This window comes from Bacillus sp. JZ34, from assembly GCF_053903205.1.
Genome location: NZ_CP096403.1, coordinates 4,274,885 through 4,292,500 on the forward strand (window position 1 = coordinate 4,274,885; position 17,616 = coordinate 4,292,500).

19 protein-coding genes, 2 rRNA genes and 1 other annotated feature (1 of these 22 running past the window's edge) are annotated in these 17,616 nt (G+C 45.4%); all 21 genes read right to left on the bottom strand.

Annotation, left to right across the window (positions count from 1 at the left end):
- Positions 1-60: 60 nt before the first annotated feature.
- Entirely contained in the window at positions 61-594 is a 534-nt protein-coding gene (nusG, locus tag M1D90_RS21685; RefSeq protein WP_003178298.1) for a transcription termination/antitermination protein NusG, read from the bottom strand.
- A 176-nt stretch (positions 595-770) separates the two neighbouring features.
- Positions 771-950 carry a preprotein translocase subunit SecE gene (secE, locus tag M1D90_RS21690; RefSeq protein WP_003178291.1) on the bottom strand — a complete coding sequence of 60 codons (180 nt, stop codon included), beginning with the start codon at positions 948-950 and terminating at the stop codon, positions 771-773.
- A gap of 35 nt (positions 951-985) precedes the next feature.
- Positions 986-1,135, bottom strand: a complete 150-nt coding sequence (rpmG, locus tag M1D90_RS21695) for a 50S ribosomal protein L33 (protein WP_020449849.1) — start codon at positions 1,133-1,135, stop codon at positions 986-988.
- 83 nt (positions 1,136-1,218) lie between these two features.
- Positions 1,219-1,890 (bottom strand): RNA polymerase sporulation sigma factor SigH, encoded by a 672-nt coding sequence (gene sigH, locus M1D90_RS21700; RefSeq protein ID WP_003178288.1) that lies wholly within the window; start codon positions 1,888-1,890, stop codon positions 1,219-1,221.
- 63 nt (positions 1,891-1,953) lie between these two features.
- Complete coding sequence (gene rae1, locus M1D90_RS21705; RefSeq protein ID WP_020449848.1) at positions 1,954-2,466, bottom strand: ribosome-dependent mRNA decay endonuclease Rae1/YacP; 513 nt, start codon at positions 2,464-2,466, stop codon at positions 1,954-1,956.
- A gap of 5 nt (positions 2,467-2,471) precedes the next feature.
- Positions 2,472-3,221, bottom strand: coding sequence for a 23S rRNA (guanosine(2251)-2'-O)-methyltransferase RlmB (gene rlmB / locus M1D90_RS21710; protein ID WP_023855918.1), 750 nt, complete (start codon positions 3,219-3,221; stop codon positions 2,472-2,474).
- Complete coding sequence (locus M1D90_RS21715) at positions 3,218-3,634, bottom strand: Mini-ribonuclease 3 (RefSeq protein ID WP_026578984.1); 417 nt, start codon at positions 3,632-3,634, stop codon at positions 3,218-3,220. The genes rlmB and M1D90_RS21715 overlap by 4 nt, the downstream gene beginning before the upstream one ends.
- A 2-nt stretch (positions 3,635-3,636) precedes the next feature.
- Positions 3,637-5,040, bottom strand: a complete 1,404-nt coding sequence (cysS, locus tag M1D90_RS21720) for a cysteine--tRNA ligase (RefSeq protein WP_035337469.1) — start codon at positions 5,038-5,040, stop codon at positions 3,637-3,639.
- The gene (cysE, locus tag M1D90_RS21725; protein WP_020449844.1) at positions 5,037-5,687 is read right to left on the bottom strand and encodes a serine O-acetyltransferase; all 651 of its coding nucleotides are present in this window, start codon (positions 5,685-5,687) and stop codon (positions 5,037-5,039) included. The genes cysS and cysE overlap by 4 nt, the downstream gene beginning before the upstream one ends.
- 74 nt (positions 5,688-5,761) lie before the next feature.
- Positions 5,762-5,992, bottom strand: a binding site (T-box leader).
- Positions 5,993-7,450 (bottom strand): glutamate--tRNA ligase, encoded by a 1,458-nt coding sequence (gene gltX, locus M1D90_RS21730; protein WP_326455595.1) that lies wholly within the window; start codon positions 7,448-7,450, stop codon positions 5,993-5,995.
- 81 nt (positions 7,451-7,531) lie between these two features.
- The gene (gene ispF, locus M1D90_RS21735) at positions 7,532-8,008 is read right to left on the bottom strand and encodes a 2-C-methyl-D-erythritol 2,4-cyclodiphosphate synthase (RefSeq protein ID WP_020449842.1); all 477 of its coding nucleotides are present in this window, start codon (positions 8,006-8,008) and stop codon (positions 7,532-7,534) included.
- Complete coding sequence (gene ispD / locus M1D90_RS21740) at positions 8,001-8,696, bottom strand: 2-C-methyl-D-erythritol 4-phosphate cytidylyltransferase (protein WP_065643141.1); 696 nt, start codon at positions 8,694-8,696, stop codon at positions 8,001-8,003. The genes ispF and ispD overlap by 8 nt, the downstream gene beginning before the upstream one ends.
- A 16-nt stretch (positions 8,697-8,712) precedes the next feature.
- Entirely contained in the window at positions 8,713-9,801 is a 1,089-nt protein-coding gene (locus tag M1D90_RS21745; RefSeq protein WP_009330350.1) for a PIN/TRAM domain-containing protein, read from the bottom strand.
- A gap of 131 nt (positions 9,802-9,932) precedes the next feature.
- Entirely contained in the window at positions 9,933-11,009 is a 1,077-nt protein-coding gene (gene disA / locus M1D90_RS21750; RefSeq protein ID WP_020449840.1) for a DNA integrity scanning diadenylate cyclase DisA, read from the bottom strand.
- A 3-nt stretch (positions 11,010-11,012) separates the two neighbouring features.
- Positions 11,013-12,392, bottom strand: a complete 1,380-nt coding sequence (radA, locus tag M1D90_RS21755) for a DNA repair protein RadA (protein WP_020449839.1) — start codon at positions 12,390-12,392, stop codon at positions 11,013-11,015.
- Between the two features lie 79 nt (positions 12,393-12,471).
- On the bottom strand, positions 12,472-14,904 hold the full coding sequence (gene clpC, locus M1D90_RS21760) for an ATP-dependent protease ATP-binding subunit ClpC (protein WP_020449838.1): 2,433 nt from the start codon (positions 14,902-14,904) through the stop codon (positions 12,472-12,474).
- A complete protein-coding gene (locus M1D90_RS21765) occupies positions 14,901-15,992 on the bottom strand; it encodes a protein arginine kinase (protein ID WP_023855926.1) in 1,092 nt (363 codons plus the stop codon). Before M1D90_RS21765 ends, clpC begins: the two co-directional genes overlap by 4 nt.
- Positions 15,992-16,546: a UvrB/UvrC motif-containing protein gene (locus M1D90_RS21770; RefSeq protein WP_003178271.1), complete on the bottom strand. Its 555-nt coding sequence runs from the start codon at positions 16,544-16,546 to the stop codon at positions 15,992-15,994. The genes M1D90_RS21765 and M1D90_RS21770 overlap by 1 nt, the downstream gene beginning before the upstream one ends.
- 14 nt (positions 16,547-16,560) lie before the next feature.
- The gene (locus M1D90_RS21775; protein WP_020449835.1) at positions 16,561-17,025 is read right to left on the bottom strand and encodes a CtsR family transcriptional regulator; all 465 of its coding nucleotides are present in this window, start codon (positions 17,023-17,025) and stop codon (positions 16,561-16,563) included.
- 175 nt (positions 17,026-17,200) lie between these two features.
- Positions 17,201-17,316: ribosomal RNA gene (gene rrf / locus M1D90_RS21780) — 5S ribosomal RNA — on the bottom strand.
- Between the two features lie 58 nt (positions 17,317-17,374).
- Positions 17,375-17,616 (bottom strand): 23S ribosomal RNA (locus M1D90_RS21785); it runs 2,688 nt beyond the window's last position.

A 17,616-nucleotide genomic window follows, 5' to 3' on the forward strand; every position in this document is an offset into this window, starting at 1 on the left:
TTGCCAAGACGCACCTTTGTATATTATCACTTTTATATAGTGATTTCAAGCGCTTTTCCATTACAATTTGTCAACTTGAGTAAATTCGAGCTCAACCGGGGTCTCTCTTCCGAACATATTAACGAATACTTTGACTTTATTTTTGTCGTGGTCGATCTCTTCGATCGTCCCTGTGAAATCAGCAAACGGGCCGTCGATCACCTTGACGGTTTCTTTTAATTCAAAGTCGATTTCTGTTTTTCTTTCTTCAAGCCCCATCCGCTTCAGAATTTTTTCCGCTTCGCCCGGAAGCAGCGCAGTCGGCTTTGAACCTGATCCGGCTGAACCGACAAACCCGGTCACGCCAGGCGTATTTCGAACAACATACCAAGAATCATCCGTCATGACTAGTTCGACAAGTACATACCCAGGGAATACTTTCTTTTTAACGACTTTTTTCTTGCCGTTTTTAATATCGGTTTCTTCCTCTTCAGGTACAACGACGCGGAATATCTTATCCTGCATCCCCATCGATTCCACCCGTTTTTCCAAATTCGCCTTTACTTTATTTTCATAGCCGGAATACGTATGAACCACATACCATTTCTTTTCCATTCTCATTCAGGACCCTTTCAGTCCTTCCCTCCCCACACCTTAAAAGTTTTTGGCCGTACCGGGAAACTGACACTTTCTTTTATACGAGCCTCATATTTTGAAACAATGAAAAAACCCGTTAAACGGGTTTTTTGGCAAGTCATATTTAGATCTATTATAACACGTTATGCTGATCATTATTCAACTATTAAACGAATTAATTGCGTAATACCCGAATCGATGAGTGCAAAAAAGATAGCGAAAAAGATAACGGTGGTGATAACAGTGATCGTATAGCGCGTTAGTTCTTTTCCTTTAGGCCAGGTGACCTTTTTCATTTCTTTTCCGACATTCTTTAAAAATTTGATAATACCCATGGTAAGAAACCTCCACAACCTAAAAACAAAAACGCCTATTTTGTTTCCAGATGTACTGTATGTGAATTGCAGTTATTGCAGTATTTCTTTACTTCGAGCCGTTCAGCCAAAGCTGCGGAGCTTTTCATTGTCGTATAATTACGACTTCCGCAATTTTTGCAGGCTAACGTTACTTTTTTCTTCATGTTTACACCTTTTTCTGGACGATCATTTTCCTAAGTAACATATCACAGTCATAAAATGACTGTCAATATGCCATAAGCATTGGCTACAAGCTGATTTCGCGGAGCTCCAGGTACTTTTCAAGCTTTCTTTTGACACGCTGGAGCGCATTATCGATCGATTTTACATGGCGGTTTAGTTCTTCGGATATTTCCTGATAGGATCTTCCGTCGAGATAGAGCGCAAGAACTTTTCTTTCTAAATCACTAAGCAATTCTCCCATTTTCAGCTCGATATCATCGAATTCTTCCTGATTGATGATCAGCTCTTCAGGATTCATGACCTTGGCTCCGGAAATCACATCGAGAAGCGTCCGGTCTGATTCCTCGTCATAAATGGGCTTGTCCAGCGACACATAAGAATTGAGCGGAATATGTTTCTGGCGAGTAGCTGTTTTGATAGCGGTAATAATTTGGCGGGTAATGCATAATTCTGCAAAAGCTTTGAATGAAGTCAGCTTGTCCTCTCTAAAATCACGGATAGATTTGTAGAGTCCAATCATGCCTTCCTGAACGATATCTTCCCGATCAGCCCCGATTAAGAAGTAGGATCTTGCTTTTGCCCTTACAAAATTACGGTACTTTGTAATCAAGTAATCTAACGCATCACTGTCTCCGACATGAACCATTTCAATGACCTGCTCGTCTTCCAACTGGCAAAAACGTTCTTTGCTGAACTGTTCTTTGCTGAATTTTCCCTGGTTGTTTTGTAAGTTCACTCCGATCCCCCCGACCGCACGTAGATAGAAATATTATACAGTAATGGACAAAAAAGCGTCAACCTAATCCAAGTCGCCACGCCGCCATTTTTCGAAGATCTTCAAGACGTCTTCTGACAATGGAATTTTCCCCGCGGGACGTTCTGAGGTGATTTGTTTCACCCTTTTTTCGATTTGCCTTTCGATCGCTTCGACTTCCCTGAGCAGCTCCCTGGCTGATTTGCGCAGGGCCCCTTGGCCGAAAATCGCCCATTGCTCTGTGTAGTCAGATGTGGCAACATGGAGTTGCGTCTGAATATTATTCAAGTCTGACACCAGTTTTTCGATCCGTTCATCAGCCGTTTCATTTTCCCTTGTGAATATCACTTCTACGCGATGATTGACCTTCTTTTTCTCGATTCCTTTAACGAGATGCGCATCAAAGACAACGATTACCCGGAACCCAGTATACGATTGATATTCCGCCATCTTCTGTATCAACAGATCCCTTGCTTCTTCAAAACTGTTTTCTTTTAAATCTTTCAACTGAGGCCATGCCCCAATCATGTTATAACCGTCGACCAACAGGATGTCCATTCCGTCTATTCTCCCAGAGGGCTTCGTTTCCGGTACACTTCATACATCAGGAGGCCGGCTGCGACTGAGGCGTTCAGGGACGTAACTTTTCCCGCCATCGGCAGGCGGATGAGAAAATCACATTTCTCTTTTACAAGCCTTCCCATGCCTTTTCCTTCGCTGCCGATGACAAGCGCAAGCGGCATATTTCCGTCAAGCGACCTGTAGTCCTGTTTTCCAGACGCATCGGTACCGACTACCCAAATGCCCCGTTGCTTCATTTCTTCCAGGGTTCGCGACAGGTTGGTCACTTTGACGACCGGAATATGTTCGATGGCTCCTGTCGAGGCTTTGGCGACAGTCGTCGTAAGGCCGACCGCGCGCCTCTTCGGGATGATGATGCCATGAGCCCCTACCGCATCTGCGGTGCGCATAATAGAGCCCAGATTGTGCGGATCCTCAATCTCGTCTAAAACGAGGATAAACGGCTGTTCATTTCTGTCTTCGGCCTTTTGAAAAAGATCATCCAGCTCGGCATACTCGTAAGCCGCGACCTGAGCGACGACGCCTTGATGCTGTCCGGAAACCATTTGATCAAGTTTTTTTCTTGGGACATAATGAATCGTGATGCCTTTTTTGGCGGCAAGTTCAACGACTTGCTGAGCCTGTCCCTTCACTGTGTTTTCCGCCATCCACAGCTTATACAATTCCCGGCCTGACTTTAATGTTTCGATGACCGCGTTTTTTCCTATGACGTAATCATGCTGCTCACTCATTTGACTTCCTCCCTGCCATCCCGTTTTTCCAGTGCTGCTTTGATGAGTTCATTAAGCCTATCTTCCCTGTTCTCAAGAAAAAGATACCCGATGACCGCCTCAAAAGCCGTACTGTAACGATATGTTTGAACATCCGTATTTTTCGGTACCGTTCCGGATTTGGCATTCCGTCCTCTTCTCAGCACAGCCTGTTCTTCCTCGGTGAAAAATTCCTGCTCCTCTAGCGCAAACAGCATGCTTGCCTGCGACTTGGCAGAGACATAGCGCCTCGACTGCCTGTGCAGATCATTGGGCCTTGTCCTGCCTTGCTTTAAGAGGTGATGCCTGACGTATACCTCTAATACGGCATCACCCATGTAAGCAAGCGCCAAACCATTCAGCTGTTTGGCGTCTTTAATGGTTTCCAAATTCATGTTTACGATTCTCCTCTTTTCCAGCGTGTACCCTGTGGAGTGTCCTCCAGGATAATGTTCATGCTTTTCAGCTGGTCGCGAATCTGGTCAGATGTTGCGAAGTCACGGTTTCTGCGGGCTTCATTCCGCTTCTCGATCAGTTCTTCAATATCCTTATCCAAAAGTTCCTGTTCCTTGAGGGAGAAGCCGAGAACTGAGCAGATCTCGTCAAACAGCTGTAGAAATGCCTGAATGACATGTTCTGAAGTATTCTTTTCCTGCAGATAGTAGTTGGCGTGTTTGGCCAGATCAAACAGGACGGAAATTGCATTCGCTGTATTAAAATCATCATCCATTGCCGTTTCAAAGGCTTTTCGCTGCTCTTCAATTTTTCCAAGCCATTCTGAATCGCCCTCTGTTAAATTTGTACTGCTTTTCAGGCGATACTGCAAATTGCTATAAGCTGTTTTTAGACGCCCAAAAGCATTTTTTGTGTTTTCAAGAAGTTCGACCGAATAGTTGATCGGATGTCTGTAATGAACAGACAGCATGAAAAACCGCAGCACTTGGGGATCATGCTCTTTAATAATGTCATGCACAAGCACAAAGTTACCGAGCGATTTTGACATTTTCTCATTATCGATATTAATGTAGCCGTTATGAAGCCAATATTTCGCGAAAGGCTTCCCTGTCAATGCTTCCGATTGGGCAATTTCGTTTTCGTGATGCGGGAAGGTCAAATCCTGGCCGCCGGCGTGAATGTCGATCGAATCGCCCAAATATTTTTTCGCCATCGCAGAGCACTCGATATGCCAGCCGGGACGGCCTTTTCCCCAAGGGCTATCCCAGGAGATTTCGTTATCTTTCGCCGCTTTCCATAATGCGAAATCGAGCGCATCTTCTTTTTTCTCGCCCACTTGAATCCGGGCGCCTGATCTCAGCTCATCGACTGATTGATGTGACAGCTTTCCATAGCCTTCAAACGATCTTGTTTTATAATAAACATCCCCGTCTGCCTCATAAGCATAGCCCTTATCGATCAGCGTTCGAATAAAATCGATGATTTCATCCATGTTTTCAGTGACGCGCGGATGGCAATCCGCTTTTGTGCAGCCCAGTGAACCGACATCTTCGAAGTACGCCTTAATAAAGCGTTCGGCGATGACCGGCACTTCCTCTCCAAGCTCATTTGCCGCTTTAATTAATTTGTCATCGACATCTGTAAAATTGGAGACGTATTGGACGTCATAGCCTTTATACTCCAAATACTTTCTGACCGTGTCATAGACGATCGCCGGCCTCGCGTTTCCGATGTGGATGTAGTTATATACGGTCGGCCCGCACACATACATTTTGACCTTGCCTTCTTCAAGAGGCACAAACGGCTCTTTTTTTCGTGTGAGAGTATTATACAGTGTTAGTGTCACAGCTCATCTTCCCTTTCTTTTCTCCGGAGCTCTTGTTTCAGCTGCCTGATTTCGTTTTCCAATTCTCTGAAGCGGTCAGCCACCGGATCCGGCAAGTCCTGGTGGTTCAAGTCGCGTCTGATTTTCTTTCCGTTTTGTACGACGACGCGGCCCGGGATGCCGACAACGGTGGAGCATTCAGGCACATCATGCAGGACGACGGAGCCGGCGCCGATTTTCGCCCCTCTTCCGATTGTAATGGATCCAAGCACTTTTGCCCCTGTTGAGATCAGGGCATGATCCTCGATTGTCGGATGCCTTTTGCCTTTTTCTTTTCCAGTTCCTCCTAGCGTTACGCCCTGAAAAACCGTGACATTGTTTCCGATCTCACAGGTTTCGCCGATCACAACCCCCATGCCGTGATCGATGAAAAACCTCCTGCCGATCTTGGCACCCGGGTGAATTTCGATTCCTGTAAAGAAGCGGGCGATTTGAGAGATCGTTCTGGCGATGAAAAACCTTTTTCTTTTATATAAAGCATGTGCAATTCGATGCGCCCATATAGCATGCAAACCTGAATAAGTTAAGATGACTTCAATGTAGCTTCTCGCAGCTGGATCTTGATCAAATACGACGTCTACATCTTCTTTCAGCATTTTAAAGAACACATGATTCCCCCCGTTCCCCGCTTCCTTTGTCTCTATCTATTGTCAAACCATATAAAAAAACGCCTCTGTCTAATGACAGAGACGCTTTTTGACGCGCGGTTCCACTCTGTTTAGAAAACAGCACAGCTGTTTTCTCAACTCTCATCCATAACGGCGGATACCGCCTTTGAATACTTGTGTAAAAACGTTCTTCAAAGGTCTCAAGAGGTGCATTTCTAAAGCCCGGCGCTTAAGTCTTTTCCAGCCGATGAAGACTCTCTCTTTAAAGGCCCTGGCTTTATACTTATCCCTGTCAACGATTTATCTTATTGAATAATGTTATTCAGCCGTTTTAAAACGGTGTCTTTCCCCAATAATTCAATGGACTGAGGCAGTTCAGGACCGTGGGTCTGGCCTGTCGTCGCTACGCGGATCGGCATAAACAGCTTTTTCCCTTTATGTCCTGTTTCTTTTTGAACGGCTTTGATGGATGCCTTGATCTCATCTGCCGTAAACGAGTCAAGCTGCTCAAGCTTTTCGGCAAATACGCGAAGCACTTCCGGAACCTGCTCTTCTTCTAAAACTGTTCTTGCTTCACGATTATACTGGATATCGTCTTTAAAGAACAACTCTGTTAACTCGACGATTTCAGCGCCGTAGCTCAACTGTTCCTGATATAGAGAAATCAGCTTGCGAACCCATTCCTGTTCGCTGCCTGTTAGCTCTTCTGAAACCTTGCCCGCTTTTTGCAAATGCGGAACGGTCAATTCGATCACCTGATCAAGATCAAGTTTTTTCACATACTGGTTGTTGACCCATTTCAGTTTATGCGTATCAAATACCGCTGGTGATTTTGACAAACGGTGTACATCAAATATCTCAATAAACTGTTCTTTTGTAAACAGCTCTTCTTCTCCGACCGGCGACCAGCCGAGAAGAGTGATGAAGTTAAACAATGCTTCCGGCAAATAGCCGAGCTCTTCGTACTGTTCGATAAACTGAATGATGGACTCATCCCGTTTGCTCAGTTTTTTACGGTTTTCATTGACGATTAATGTCATATGTCCAAATGCCGGGATGTCCCAGCCAAAGGCGTTGTAAATCATGATCTGCTTCGGCGTATTGGAAATGTGGTCTTCGCCGCGCAGGACATGCGTCATTTTCATTAAATAGTCATCGACAGCTACGGCAAAGTTGTAAGTAGGCGTTCCGTCTTTCTTCACGATAACGAAGTCGCCGATGCCGTCTGTTTCAAAAGAAATTTCTCCTTTGACGATGTCATTGAAGCTGATGACTTCTCCTTGAGGGACTTTAAAGCGGATGCTCGGCTGTCTTCCTTCAGCTTCGAGCTTTTCCTGCTCTTCTTTAGTTAAATTGCGGCACTTGCCTGAGTAGCGCGGCATTTCTCCGCGGGCAGCCTGTTCCTCGCGCTCTTTCTCAAGCTCTTCTTCCGTGCAGTAACATTTGTAGGCAAGCCCTTTTTCAAGAAGCTCCTCGTAATATGTTTTGTAAATGTCGTTTCTTTCGGATTGGCGGTATGGTCCGTATTCTCCGCCGACATCCACGCTTTCATCCCAGTCGATGCCCAGCCATTTTAAATAGTTCAGCTGGCTTTGCTCTCCGCCTTCAATGTTACGCTTCCGGTCCGTATCTTCAATGCGGATGATGAATTTTCCGCCTTGGCTCCGGGCAAACAAATAATTAAAGAGAGCGGTTCTGGCATTTCCGATATGTAAATGGCCTGTTGGGCTCGGCGCATAACGAACCCGAACTTCGTTTCCCATCTGTCTAACTTCCTTTCGTCTCTAACAGAGTTCAAATTTATTTCCTATTCTATCATCAAATGAACCTGTCTTCAAAATGAATTATACCTTTTGGAGCAGAACGGAAGCCTGAGCGGCGATTCCTTCGGCTCTTCCCGTAAATCCAAGCTTTTCGGTTGTGGTCGCTTTTACGTTAATTTGGGACATTTCCGCCTCAAGCCCTTCGGCAATTCTGGCTCTCATGTCTTCGATATACGGCGCCATTTTAGGCTTTTGGGCGATGATTGTACAATCCAGGTTCCCGAGCGTATAGCCTTTTTCCTTCACAATCATCCAGACGTGACGAAGGAGTTTGAAGGAGTCGGCATCTTTGAACTCAGGGTCGGTATCCGGAAAGTGTTTTCCGATATCGCCCTCGCCGACGGCGCCGAGACATGCATCCGCAATCGTGTGCAAAAGCACATCGGCATCCGAATGTCCGAGCAGGCCTTTTTCGTAAGGAATCGTAATTCCCCCGATAATGAGCGGCCTGCCTTCCACTAGTTGATGGACGTCAAATCCTTGGCCTATTCTAAACATGTTCATTCCTCTTTTCCGCTTCTAATATCGCTTCTGCGACAAGCAAGTCATCCGGGGTCGTCAGTTTGATGTTTTGATAATCCCCTTGAATGATTGCAACCGTACCTCCGGCTTCCTCGACCAGACTGGCGTCGTCCGTACCGAGGAAACCTTTTGTTTCAGCCTCAAGGTGAGCATTCATCAGAATAGAAAGACGAAAAGCTTGTGGGGTTTGAGCGGCCCACAAGCTTGAACGTTCAATCGTTCCGGCTACTTCACCGTCTTGAACGCGTTTGATCGTGTCTTTAACAGGTACGGCAACGATAGCAGCCCCTGTTTCCTTCGTTTTCTCGACAAGCTGTTCGATATATTCCCGTTTAATAAAGGGTCTTGCTCCGTCATGGACGAGGACCGTTTCCTCTTTGCCGGCCGCTTTAATACCCGCAAATACGCTTTGCTGGCGTTCTCTTCCGCCCGGAACCATCTCGATCGGAGTTGTAAAATGATAGGTTTTTAAAAGGGTGCTGAATTCACCGAATTCCTGTTCATTGATGACAAGAATGATCCTTTTGCAGGCATCATGGTTATCAAACACCTTTAATGTATGAATAATCACAGGTATTCCTTTCGCCTCGATAAACAGTTTGTTTTTCCCGGCATTCATTCGTTTACCTTGTCCGGCGGCAGGAATAACGACTTCGTAATTCATTTTATTTCTCCCTTTTTCAAAGCGCCTTTTCCAGCAGTTTTGGCTTGGCGAATATCATTCTGCCTGCCGCTGTCTGCAGCACGCTGGTCACGAGCACGTCGATATGTTTGCCGATATAATTTCGCCCTTCTTCCACGACAATCATCGTGCCGTCGTCCAGATAAGCCACGCCCTGATTATGTTCTTTCCCGTCTTTGATGACCTGCACCTTCATTTCTTCTCCCGGAAGCACGACAGGTTTGACGGCGTTGGCAAGGTCGTTGATGTTCAATACGGCAACCTTTTGGAGCTCGCATACTTTGTTCAAATTGAAATCGTTGGTAACGACAACGCCTGAGGTCAATTTCGCCAGTTTGACAAGCTTGCTGTCGACCTCTTGAATATCTTCAAAATCGCCTTCATAAATTTCAACTTTGATATCGAGCTCTTTCTGGATCCGATTTAAAATATCCAGTCCTCTCCGTCCTCTGTTTCGTTTGAGGACGTCTGAAGAGTCGGCGATATGCTGCAGCTCCTCAAGCACAAACTGAGGAATCACAATGACGCCTTCAAGAAATCCGGTCTGACAAATATCAGCAATTCTCCCATCTATAATAACACTTGTGTCTAAAATTTTCAGCTTTTTGTCTTCTTCAGGACGCTCTTCCTCAGCAGAACCTTTTTTCTTTCTCGATGTGAAAAGTGTCAGCATTTCATCCTTTTTCTTGAAACCTACACGGAATCCGAGATAGCCGAGAAATGCGGCCAACACAATCGGAATGACCGTGCTGATCAACTGATAAGGGATGTCTTTTAACGGAATGACGTTGACGATAAGATAAGCGAGCATAAGTCCGAAGATTAATCCCAAAGAGCCGAACAATAAATCTGAGACAGGTGCTTTGATCAAGGAATCCTCAATTTGTTTCACCCAGTTGATGACATGATCCGCACACCAGATGCCCAGAAGAAAAAAGATGATAGCTCCTAAACAAGCGGACGCATACGGGTTTGTTACTAAAGGTATGTCCTGTACATTTAACAGCACAAACAATTCCGGTATGAGAAAAATACCGATAACGCCTCCCAAAATCGCAAAGAACGCTTGAACTATTCGTTTCAACATACCTTCACCTCCTTTAAAATAATCGTTTTAATTTTTATGAATGCAGCTGTTTCAACCGGAAAAAGGGAAAACAAAAAGTAAGAATAATATACCCATAAATTGCAAATTTTAATCACTTTTAGAAATTTTTCTCACAGCTGCCTGTCAGTATAATGTTTCTCCTGAAGTCTCTTTAACCCTTTCTTTATCTTTTGGGCACGGACCGCCCCAATTCCTTCCACTTCATCCAATTCTTTTACATCCGCTTCGATAATGAGCTTTAAATGGCCGAATGCTTCGACAACATTTTCTACGATCGGCATCGGGAGACGGGGGATTTTGTGAAGGAGCCTGTAGCCTCTCGGGAAAACGTATTCCTCCATATTCGTAGTTGCTGAATAGCCTAAAAGCTTAAGGAGAATCGAGTCATCCAGCAATTCGAAACTCGACATATCCTGTAGCTGCTTCAGCAGGACAAACGGGTCTTTGATTTTTTCTTTCACATAATCTTTAACGAACAGCGCCGCTTCCTGCTCCATATCAGTGATCAGTTCACTAACCTGGAGCCTGATGAGATGGCCTTCTGTTCCAAGCTCTTTAATATACATATTAATTTCGTTTTTGATTCTGAGCACCATTTCATATCGATGCAGAACAGAGATGACATCCCCAAATGTCACAAGCTCTTCAAACTCCAGCGCATTCAAATTGGAAATCGCATGGTCCAAAATGAGTTTGTATTTTTCGAGTGTCTGAATCGCCTGATTGGCTTTTGTTAAGATAAAGCCGATATCTTTGAGTATATATTTCATATTTTCCTGATAGAGCGTAATCACATTCCGCCTTTCAGAAATTGCAATGATCAGACAGCCGGTCTGCTTGGCCACACGCTCGGCCGTTCTGTGCCTCATGCCCGTCTCAGAGGATGGTATCGTCGCCTCAGGCATAAGCTGCGTATTGGCATATAGAATTTTCTGCCCTGAATCGCTGAGAATAATCGCCCCGTCCATTTTAGCCAGCTCGTACAGATGAGCCGGAGAGAAAGAAGAATTAATGTGGAACCCTCCGTCAACCACTTCTTTCACTTTATCATTGAAGCCGACCACGATTAATCCGCCTGTTTTGGCCCGAAGGACATTTTCGATTCCCTCGCGAAGAGGTGTGCCGGGGGCGACAAACTGCAATATTTCTGAAAGGTCCTGTTTCGCTCCTTTTTTGTCTTTTTCCATATATTATGATCCTCCTAATGAAGCTCGAAGGGCCTCAGCTACATTTTCAACACCGACGACTTCAATTCCTTTCGGCTTTGTCCATCCTTCCACATTTGCAGAAGGAATAATCATTCTTTTAAAACCAAGCTTCGCCGCTTCCTGCACCCTCTGTTCTATCCTTGATACTCTGCGGACTTCCCCTGTCAAGCCGACTTCGCCGATAAAACAATCCGTCGGATGAGGCGGGGTGTCTCTGAAGCTTGAGGCGATGCTCACCGCAACGGCGAGGTCGATCGCCGGCTCGTCCAGCTTGACGCCGCCGGCGACTTTTAAATAGGCGTCTTGATTTTGCAGCAGCAGCCCCACCCTTTTTTCTAAAACCGCCATCAGCAATGAGACGCGGTTATGATCAATTCCGGTTGCCATCCTGCGCGGATTTCCAAAACTCGTCGGGGAAATCAGCGCCTGAATCTCTACTAAGACCGGCCTCGTGCCTTCCATTGAAGCCACGACACTCGAGCCGGCTGCTCCAGCCGAGCGCTCTTCGAGAAAGATCTCCGACGGATTCAGCACTTCTGTCAGGCCCTCTTCCCTCATTTCAAAGATTCCCATTTCATTCGTTGATCCAAACCGGTTTTTGACGGCTCTTAAAATCCGAAATGTATGATGCCGCTCACCTTCAAAATAAAGGACGGTGTCGACCATATGTTCCAGAAGTCTCGGTCCGGCAATCGAACCTTCTTTTGTGACATGCCCGACGATAAATATCGGAATCCCTTTTGTTTTTGCAATTCTCATCAGCTCAGCGGTGCATTCCCTGACCTGGGACACGCTGCCTGGAGCAGATGTAATATCACTTTGGTAAACGGTTTGAATCGAATCAACCACCACGAATGATGGATTCATCTCTTCTATAGAAGACGTAATATACTCCATATCGGTTTCAGATAAAACGTGAAGAGTGGGACTGTTGATGCCTAGACGGTCTGCTCTCAGCTTTGTCTGCTTGACCGATTCTTCACCTGAGATGTACAGGACATTTTCTTTTGAATCAGCGAGCTGGGCAGATACTTGAAGCAGCAAGGTTGATTTCCCGATGCCGGGATCGCCTCCGATTAAAACGAGTGAACCTTTGACAATACCGTTTCCCAAGACGCGGTTGAATTCGCCCAGTTTCGTTTTAATTCGCGGCTCTTCTGTTGTTTCGATTGAAGTGAGAGGTGAAGGCTTTTGCACCGTTTGAACGGAATGTGAAAAAGCGGTTCTTCTGTTGGCGGCGGGTTTTTTTATCGTTTCTTCCACCATGGTATTCCATGTGCCGCATCCGGGGCACTTCCCCATCCACTTGGCGGATTCGTAACCGCATGAGTGACAAATGAATTTAGTCTTTGTTTTAGCCATTGATTTTTCAAAACGCTCCCTTTATAAGAAAGTGAGGCATACTGATGAACATCGTATGCCTCTTTCTTTTGTCTCTATATTAGTTCGTTTTAGCTTCGGTTTTTACGACAAATTCTCCGCCTTCTACATCCAAAACAATATGCTGGCCTTTTTCAATATGGCCTTTCAGGAGCTCTTCAGACAGCCGGTCCTCCACGTGTTTTTGGATTGCTCTTCTGAGAGGGCGCGCCCCGTATTCGAGATCCACGCCTTCATCGGCAATTTTTTCTTTAGCCGCTTCAGTCAGCTCAATTGACAGATCCTGTTCTTTCAGACGCTTAGTTAATTGTTCTGACATGAGGGATACAATATCTTTCAAATGTTTTTTCTCCAAAGAGTGGAAGACGATAATCTCATCAATCCGGTTGATAAATTCAGGTCTGAAGGCACGTTTTAATTCGCCCATGACTTTGTCTTTCATATCTTTATAATTCTGGGTTTCATCCTGCACATTAAACCCGACGTATTTATTTCTTCTCAGTTCGCTCGCACCGACGTTTGATGTCATGATCAAAATCGTATTTCTAAAGTCGACCGTGCGCCCTTTTGAATCAGTCAGGCGACCGTCTTCAAGCACTTGCAGCAAAATATTGAAGACATCAGGGTGCGCTTTTTCGATTTCGTCAAGCAAGACGACGGAATACGGTTTTCTTCTCACTTTTTCAGTGAGCTGTCCGCCTTCATCATAGCCGACATATCCCGGAGGGGAACCGACGAGTCTTGATGTTGAATGTTTTTCCATATACTCGGACATATCGATGCGAATCATGGCTTCTTCATCGCCGAAAATGGACTCGGCAAGTGCACGGGCAAGCTCCGTTTTTCCTACGCCTGTAGGGCCGAGGAAAATAAAAGAACCGATAGGACGTTTTGGATCTTTTAAGCCGGCACGCGCGCGTCTGACTGCTTTGGCAACCGCAACGACAGCCTCATCTTGGCCGATAACGCGGGAATGAAGAATGCTCTCCATGTTCAGTAATTTGTCTGTTTCAGTCTGCGCAATTTTCGAAACCGGCACTCCGGTCCAGCTTGAAACAACCATTGCAATATCGTCGACGGTCACTTCTGAATTTTCCTGTCCCTGCTTTTCTTTCCAGGTTTTCTTGGTTTCTTCGACCTGTTCGCGCAGGCGCTGCTCCGTATCCCGTAATGACGCTGCTTTTTCGAATTCCTGGCTTTGGACAGCGGCATCTTTTTCTTTCCTTACTTCATCAAGCTTTTGTTCAAGCTCTTTTAAGTTCGGAGGCGTTGTAAATGAACGCAGGCGAACCTTTGAACCGGCTTCATCGATTAAGTCGATCGCCTTGTCAGGCAGAAAACGGTCCGAAATATACCGGTCTGACAGCTTCACAGCCGCTTCAATCGCTTCATCCGTAATCGATACGCGGTGGTGGGCTTCATAGCGGTCTCTGAGACCTCTCAATATTTGAATGCTCTCTTCAGGAGACGGCTGGTCAACCTGAATCGGCTGAAAACGCCGTTCGAGTGCAGCATCTTTTTCAATGTATTTGCGGTATTCATCAAGGGTTGTCGCTCCGATACATTGCAGCTCTCCGCGCGCCAGAGACGGTTTAAGGATATTGGAGGCATCGATGGCCCCTTCCGCTCCCCCGGCTCCGATGAGAGTATGCAGCTCATCGATAAAGAGGATGATATTTCCCGCTTGACGAATTTCGTCCATCACTTTTTTCAGGCGGTCTTCAAATTCACCGCGGTATTTCGTACCGGCGACAACCGTTCCCATATCAAGCGTCATAACTCGCTTATCGCGGAGAATCTCCGGTACTTCGTTATTGATGATCTGCTGGGCGAGGCCTTCGGCAATCGCTGTCTTACCGACACCGGGCTCCCCAATTAACACAGGGTTGTTTTTCGTTCTGCGGCTCAGCACTTCAATTACGCGCTGAATTTCTTTGCTTCTGCCGATTACGGGGTCAAGGCTGTCTTCTTTTGCAATCGCCGTGAGATCCCTGGCAAGACTGTCTAAGGTTGGTGTGTTGGCATTGCTGTTGGCGCCTGAAGCAGCGCCACCGCTCTCATTGCTGCCCAACAGCTGCAATACTTGCTGTCTCGCTTTGTTTAAGCTGACGCCTAAATTATTCAGCACCCTTGCTGCAACACCTTCCCCTTCTCGGATTAAGCCGAGGAGGATGTGTTCAGTTCCAACGTAGGAGTGACCAAGCTTTCTTGCTTCATCCATTGCCAGTTCAGTCACTTTTTTGGCTCTCGGTGTGTAATGGATCGATTGTGACATCTCTTGCCCTCGGCCAATGAGGCTTTCAACTTCTTTTTGAATCTTGTCAGGGCTGAGTCCTAATGCCTGCAGCGCCTTTGCAGCAATCCCTTCTCCCTCGCGGACAAGGCCGAGGAGAATATGTTCTGTTCCAATGTTATTATGGCCCAGACGCAGAGCTTCTTCTTGAGCAAGCGCCAATACTTTTTGTGCTCTTTCTGTGAATCTTCCAAACATCATATCGTTTCATCCTCCTGTCTATTGCCGTTGTTTTCTAATTTCAGACGCTCCCTGATAAGAGCAGCCCGCCTGATGTCCCTCTCGTTTGGCCTTAAGACTCCTCCTGAATATTGCTGGAGAAATCCAGGCTGCGTGAGGATCATCAGCTCATTAAGTATATTGCTGGAAAGACCTTTTATTATCCCCAGGTCAATTCCAAGACGAACGTCTGAAAGACATCTTGCTGTTTCTTTCGATTCGATCATCCGGCAATTGGACAGTACGCCGTAAGATCTGTAGACGCGGTCTTCAAGCTCGATTTGCGAAGTCTGATAAAGCGCCTTTCTTGCTGAACGCTCTTGTTCGATCAACTGAGCAACGACGCTGTTCAGATCTTCGACAATGTCGTGTTCCGATTTACCGAGGGTAATTTGGTTGGAAATTTGAAAGATATTCCCTAATGCTTCGCTGCCTTCACCGTAAATTCCTCTAACAACAAGCCCCAATTGATTAATTGCCGGAATAATTCTGTTTATTTGCCTAGTTAACACTAAAGCAGGAAGGTGCATCATGACAGAAGCTCTAAGCCCGGTTCCGACATTTGTAGGACAGCTGGTCAAGTAGCCTCTTTGTTCTGAAAAAGCATAGTCAATCCGTTCTTCAATCCAATCGTCCACCTGATTTGCTGCTTTTAATGCTTCTGAAAGCTGAAATCCCGGGAACAGACATTGAATGCGAATATGATCTTCCTCATTCAGCATAATACTCACTTCTTCATTTTCAGAAAGAAGGCATGCGCCAAAGGAAGCTTCCGTCAAATGCGGACTGATCAGATGTTTTTCTACAAGAACCCTTTTTTCCAAAGGCTGGACCTGATCCATTTTCACAAGCTCGAATTTCCCGATACCTGGCACTTCATAGCCTGTGAATTGTTCTTCAAACAATGTAATAATCGCTGAAGCCTCTTCGTTTGAAAAAAGCGTTGGAAAACGAACTTTATCCAAGTTGCGAGCAAGACGGATCCGGCTGCTAAGCACGATGTCACTTTCAGGGCCTTCCTGCCGCATCCAATTGCTTAAAGCATTCTGAATAAAATGCTGCAGTGACATCAGTCCTCCTCCTCCTTGTTTGCATTCAGGTTTTGTTCAAGCGACCTGATCTGGTCTCTAATGTTGGCTGCTTTTTCAAATTCCTCCTGCTGAATTAATTCTTTCAGCTCTTTTTTCAATGCTTCAATTTGTCTTCTTACATGCAGGTTACCGCCGATCCGCTTTGGTATTTTACCGGCATGGACCGTGTTCCCGCTGTGAACTTTCCTTAAAACCGGAGTGATATAGGAATGGAAGGTTTTATAACATTCCGAACATCCAAATCGGCCTGTTTTTCGAAATTCCGGAAATGTCATATTGCATTTTTTGCATCTCAGAACCTGGTCCGGCTGTTGAAAAAGCTGAGCCTCGCTGCTGTTAGTAAAAGACGAGTCAAAATTCAGCAGTCCGGATAACAAATTATGGATGGAAAATCCGCCACTTTCATTCATAGAATATGACTCACTGTTTTCTTTCGCACATTGTTCACAGATATGCATTTCTTTTTTTTCGCCATTAATAACTTTCGTAAAGTGAAAAGTTGCTGGTCTTTCTTTACACTCTTGACATATCACGCTTCTCACCCGCTTTACTTAAATTTAAGTGACGTAAGCATGGCTTTCATCATTCTTGCTCTTAATTCGTCTCGTTCAGGCAAATCAATATATAATACAGAACGATCCATGACACTCACCATCAATTTTGCTTCACTTTTTGTAATGACACCATTTTCTAAAAGCCTTAAAATGATATCGTCTGAAGCAGCCTGGGAGAGCCTTGTATAGATATGATTCATAATGTTGTCAATCAAATCAATTTTATCGTTCATTTTAATTTTAATAATTCGGATATAACCGCCGCCGCCTCTTTTGCTTTCGACGATGTATCCGCGCTCACTCGTAAAACGCGTATTGATCACGTAATTGATCTGAGAAGGAACACACTGAAATTTATCGGCTATTTCGCTCCGTTTAATCTCTAATATTTCTTTCCCGTTCTGTTCTAATATTTGTTTCAAATACTGTTCGATTATGTCAGAAATATTTTTCCCCACTCAGCCCCCTCCTTCACTTGACTTTGACTATATTTGACTTTAACTTTACTATAAGTGGTTTTCGCTTTTTTTTCAACTAATTGCTCTTCGTCCTTTATTATTTCCACTTTTGGCTATCGTAAAACCTTAGGGAACAAGAAAAAAGACCAGCTTATATAAGCTGGTCTTTTTAATCGCTTGGCGGCGTCCTACTCTCACAGGGGGAAGCCCCCAACTACCATCGGCGCTGAAGAGCTTAACTTCCGTGTTCGGCATGGGAACGGGTGTGACCTCTTCGCTATCGCCACCAAACTATGTATGAGAGGTGTTCTCTCAAAACTAGATAACGGTCAGACAATTCACAAACATTTAGGTTAAGTCCTCGATCGATTAGTATCTGTCAGCTCCATGTGTCGCCACACTTCCACCTCAGACCTATCAACCTGATCATCTTTCAGGGATCTTACTTCCTTGCGGAATGGGAAATCTCATCTTGAGGGGGGCTTCATGCTTAGATGCTTTCAGCACTTATCCCGTCCGCACATAGCTACCCAGCGATGCCCTTGGCAGAACAACTGGTACACCAGCGGTGCGTCCATCCCGGTCCTCTCG